Here is a 4,732-nt window from a genome sequence, read left to right on the forward strand (position 1 = left end):
CCGCCAGTCCGGCGGCCGTTGTCCCCGTCGGAATATCCGACCAATGTGCAGGCCGGACGGCCGCCCGCGGGACCGCCGCCGGAGGACACGACGGTGGTCAACGCCCGGGCCCTCCCCACGCAAGACCAGGTACCGCCCACGGAGGTCACCAAGCTCGACAACCGGGCTCCCGACGCGTCGAACTTCGCGACCCGGTTCGTCAAAATGCTGTCGCCGAGGCCGGCGCCGGCCGCCAAACCAGCCGGCGCGGTGACGATCGGGCGGGCCTCCGACAACGACATCGTCGTCCCCGACGTGCTGGCCTCCCGATATCACGCAACGCTGATCCTGACGCCGCTCGGCACCGAGATCCGCGACACCAGCGTCAACGGGACGTTCGTCAACGGCACCCGAGTCGGGTCGGCGATCCTGAGCGAAGGCGACGTCGTCACCGTCGGCAACATCGACCTGGTGGTCAGCAGCGGCCTGCTGGTCCGTCGCAGCGAGACCGAAGCGGCAACGCGCACCGGCGGCCTGGAGGTGCGGAACGTCCAGTACGTCGTCGAGAACGGCAAACAGCTTCTGAGCGACATCTCGCTGACCGCGCGTCCCGGAACGCTCACTGCGGTGATCGGTGGATCGGGCGCCGGAAAGAGCACGCTGGCCCGGCTGATCGCCGGTTACACCACACCCAGTTCGGGGTCAGTGACGTTCGAGGGCCACGACATTCACGCGGAGTACGCCTCGCTGCGCAGCAGGATCGGCATGGTCCCCCAGGACGACGTCGTCCATCGACAGCTGACGGTCAACCAGGCGCTGAGCTACGCGGCCGAACTGCGCCTGCCACCCGACACCAGCAAAGCCGACCGGACCAAGGTCGTCTCGCAGGTGCTCGAGGAACTCGACCTGACCAAGCACGCCAACACTCGCGTCGACAAATTGTCCGGCGGACAGCGAAAACGCGCCTCGGTGGCACTCGAGCTGCTCACCGGTCCATCACTGCTGATGCTCGACGAACCCACCTCGGGCCTGGACCCGGCGCTGGACCTGCAGGTCATGACGATGCTGCGGCAACTGGCCGACGCCGGCCGGGTGGTGCTGGTCGTCACCCACTCGCTGTCCTATCTCGATGTCTGCGACCAGGTGCTGTTGGTGGCACCGGGCGGGAAGACAGCCTATTGCGGACCGCCGGACGGCATCGGCGAGGTGATGGGCACCACCAACTGGGCCAAGATCTTCAGCCAGGTCGGTGCCGACCCAGACGAGGCCAACCGCCGGTTCCGGGAGCGCGAAGAGCCGCAGCCACCTTCGAAATCGGGCCAGCCGGCCGACCTGGGCGAGCCGGTCCATACCAGCGTTCCGCGCCAGATCTCGACGATCGCGCGACGACAGGTCCGGCTCGTGGTCGCCGATCGCGCGTATTTCGTCTTCCTGGCGCTGCTCCCGTTCATCCTCGGCGCGCTGTCGCTCACCGTGCCCGGTAGCACCGGCTTCCGGCCCGCGGGCCCGCACACCGGTACACCCGACGAGTCCGCGCAGATCCTGGCGCTACTGCTGCCGGCCGCTGCATTCATGGGCGTCGCGCTGACGATTCGCGACCTGGTCGGTGAGCGCGCCATTTTCCAGCGCGAGCAGGCAGTCGGCCTGTCGACCACCGCGTACCTGCTGGCCAAGACGCTGGTGTTCTGCGGATTCGCCATTTTGCAGGCCGCGATCGTCACCGCGATCGTGGTGGCCGGCAAGGGCGCACCGAGCCAGGGAGCGGTGCTGCTGGGCCATTCGACGGCGGCAGCGACCGTTGAGCTGTTCATCACCGTCGCCGCGACCTGCGTCGCCTCGGCCGTCCTGGGCCTGGCCATTTCGTCGCTGGTCCGGTCCAGCGAGCAGATCATGCCGTTGTTCGTGGTCGCAGTGATGGCCCAGCTGGTGCTGTGCGGCGGGATGGTCCCGGTGACCGGCCGACTTGGTCTGGACCAGTTGTCATGGCTGATGCCCGCGCGCTGGGGGTATGCGGCCGCGTCGTCGACGATCGACGTCCGGCATCTGGTGCCGCCCACGCTGCTACCTCAGGACCAGTTCTGGCAGCACACCCGCCATTTCTGGCTGCTCGACATGGGCATGCTCGCCGGGCTGACGGTGTTCTTTGCCTGCTTTGTCCGTTGGAAGATCCGGCTTCGCCGCTGATACGAGGTATGCCATCCACGCTCCCAAGCACGAGACGTTCGACCTGCGCGGCCGCACCAACACCGATCCCAAGGGCATCGTGCGGGCCGTGGATGACTACCTTGTGCGGCCGTGGGGTCTCTATCTGGCTCGCCCCACGCCCGGGCGCGCGCAGTTTCACTACCTCGAATCGTGGCTGCTGCCATCACTGGGCTTGCGGGCGACGATGTTCCACTTCAACCCAGGCCACGAACGCGACCAGGACTACTACCTCGACGTCGGCGAATACACCCCCGGCCCCGATTTGTGGAGTTCCGAGGATCACTACCTCGACCTCGTGGTCCGTACCGGGCGGGGTGTGACCTTAGCCGACACTGACGAACTGTTGGACGCTATGCGGCACGGCCTGCTGGCTCCGGAGGTCGCCGAGCAGGCCGTGCAGCGCGCCGTGCATGCGGTCGACGGCCTGGCCCGCAACGGCTATGACCTCAATGCCTGGCTCGCCGGCGAGGGCATGCGACTCGTGTGGCGCTGAACAGCGAATTATGTTGTCGTACAGGTAGTTAGACGGCAAGCAAGCGGTCGAAGAATTCGCGGTAGTGCATCAGCGCCACGCGCAGATCTTCCGTGGAAGCCTCCTGGCCTCGAGACCATTGTTCTTCCAGCCGGGACCGTGCCTGAGCGAATCCGGTGGTGAGGTGCTCGACGAGATCAGAGACCAGGTGGTCAGCCTTCTGGACGCACTCCTTGGGATCGTCCACGAAAGCGGCCTGAACGCCGGCCCACCGCGAACGCAGATCCGCGACATCGTCGCCGGCGAAAAGCGCTTCCGCGGTTGACGATTCGTGGTCCACCCCAGGCGGCTCCGCCCCGACGGCATCGGCAACGGGTTCCGGCTCGCGTACCGCCTCGGCCCCGGTGTCCTCGGTAGCGGGTTCGGGCTCGTGCACTGTGTCCGCCGTGTTCTCGTCGTCGATACGTGGTTCTGCTGCGACGGGTTGCTCTTCATGAATGGTCATGCGCTTGCCTCCTGTGATGCTTCGTTGTCGGTCGGGGTGTCGAGCAACGTCTCGAACAGCGCCCGGTAATGCACGAACGCCTCGCGCTGTTGCTCGGTGTCGGCATGTTGCTCCGTGACGTGGATACCGTGGGCCGCCCGGTAGTTGTCGACGATCTGCGGGTGGTCCACGGAGATATCCGCGGCCCGCTGGTCGAATTCGTCGACGGGGTAGCCCCTTTGGCGCATTACCTCAGTCACCAAACGGTCGGCGACGCCAACGGCCGTCGCGGGGTTGTCCACGAATCCGGCCTGCACCTCTTGCCAGCGGGCAGAGAATTCCGAGTGCGCCGAGGGCGAGAGAGGAACGATGTCGAGCTTGTCATGCTCGCGTTCCCGGGTCGTGAGTTCGCGCACGGCGCCTTTCTCGCTGCCGGTCTCGTCTACCACCCGCTCGTACTCGGTGCCATAGTGCTCTTTGAGCCGCTTCGTTTTTGAGCGAAAGCTGATCATGCTGATTGCGACTGCCGCGGCGACAACCACAACGACAGCTACGGCTGCGATCAAGATCCATTCCCAGATGGGCATCGCAGACTCCTTTCTGACATACGTCTGATAGCCGGTTCGGTGACGGTGCAAACGTGAATTTGTGACGTACGGCACGACACGCATCGCGTGCTCGGCTGGACCTGAACGTCGGACGCTCAGAAGTAGTGGCGTCGGCCGCCGATTGCCCGTCCGGTACTGCCCAGGATGGCCAGGATCGCGCCGACGACGAGGGCGACGATGCCCAGCGTCCACAGGATGGAGATCTTGAGTAGAAATCCCGCGATCAGCAGGACGATGCCGAGAGTGATCATGGTTGAGCCCTTTCCTCAGATGATGGGTGACCGATGTTCGAGTCGGCCGGCCTGCAACAAGTCGACCACTCCTGAGGGGGTACTACTACACCCCTAAGGAGGTAATATCCCCCGCATGCCACCCTCACCTCACGCGCCGATCACCGTTGCGCTGGTCGATGACTACGACGTCGTCGTCAAGGGTGTGGCCAACATGTTGGAGCCGTATGGCGACCGCATCGTTGTCGCGGAACTCGATTCCAGCGTGTCCGTCAAGGACGATGTCGACATCGTCTTGTACGACTCATTCGCCCAACCCGAGTCCGATCACGAGGAGATCGGCCACCTCGTCGCCAACCCCCGTGCGCATCGAGTTGTGGTGTACACCTGGAACTTTCACCCTGACCTTGTCGAGAGCGCACGGCAACATGGAGCCCAGGGGTATCTGTCAAAGACGCTGCCCGCGCGAGAACTGGTGGCGGCCTTGGAGGCCGTGCACTCCGGCCAAGTGGTTGTCAGTGATGTGGCGATGCGCGCACGCAGCGCGCCCGGGCTGGACTGGCCCGGACGCGGCGAAGGACTCAGCGAACGCGAGGCGGAGATTCTGGCGTTGATCACTCAGGGCATGAGCAACGCCGACGTCGCGCGGCTGACCTACCTGAGCCCGAATACGGTGAAGTCGTACATCCGCACCATTTATCGCAAGCTCGGCGTCAGCAGTCGCACCCAGGCCGTCTTATGGGGTGTCAAGCAC

The 4,732-nt window shown here is 65.2% G+C and carries 6 protein-coding genes; 3 read left to right on the forward strand and 3 right to left on the reverse strand.

What is annotated here, in order from left to right; genetic code table 11:
- Both WAN02_RS15580 and WAN02_RS15585 read left to right on the forward strand, forming a co-directional pair.
- The coding region (locus WAN02_RS15580) for an ATP-binding cassette domain-containing protein (RefSeq protein ID WP_422265104.1) at window positions 1-2,163 on the forward strand (2,163 nt) is incomplete at its 5' end.
- A 79-nt stretch (window positions 2,164-2,242) separates the two neighbouring features.
- On the forward strand, window positions 2,243-2,677 hold the full coding sequence (locus WAN02_RS15585; protein ID WP_422265109.1) for a DUF402 domain-containing protein: 435 nt from the start codon (window positions 2,243-2,245) through the stop codon (window positions 2,675-2,677).
- 28 nt (window positions 2,678-2,705) lie between these two features.
- Here the strand turns inward: WAN02_RS15585 and WAN02_RS15590 are convergent, their stop codons facing one another.
- The 3 genes from WAN02_RS15590 to WAN02_RS15600 form a co-directional block, all read right to left on the reverse strand.
- Window positions 2,706-3,161 carry a hypothetical protein gene (locus WAN02_RS15590; RefSeq protein WP_422265105.1) on the reverse strand — a complete coding sequence of 152 codons (456 nt, stop codon included), beginning with the start codon at window positions 3,159-3,161 and terminating at the stop codon, window positions 2,706-2,708.
- Window positions 3,158-3,727, reverse strand: coding sequence for a hypothetical protein (locus WAN02_RS15595; protein ID WP_422265106.1), 570 nt, complete (start codon window positions 3,725-3,727; stop codon window positions 3,158-3,160). The genes WAN02_RS15590 and WAN02_RS15595 overlap by 4 nt, the downstream gene beginning before the upstream one ends.
- Before the next feature lie 116 nt (window positions 3,728-3,843).
- The gene (locus tag WAN02_RS15600; RefSeq protein WP_422265107.1) at window positions 3,844-3,999 is read right to left on the reverse strand and encodes a DUF6131 family protein; all 156 of its coding nucleotides are present in this window, start codon (window positions 3,997-3,999) and stop codon (window positions 3,844-3,846) included.
- A gap of 115 nt (window positions 4,000-4,114) precedes the next feature.
- Here WAN02_RS15600 and WAN02_RS15605 point away from each other — a divergent pair.
- The coding region (locus WAN02_RS15605; protein WP_422265108.1) for a LuxR C-terminal-related transcriptional regulator at window positions 4,115-4,732 on the forward strand (618 nt) is incomplete at its 3' end.

This window comes from Mycobacterium sp., assembly GCF_049281135.1.
Taxonomy (GTDB): Bacteria; Actinomycetota; Actinomycetes; order Mycobacteriales; family Mycobacteriaceae; genus Mycobacterium.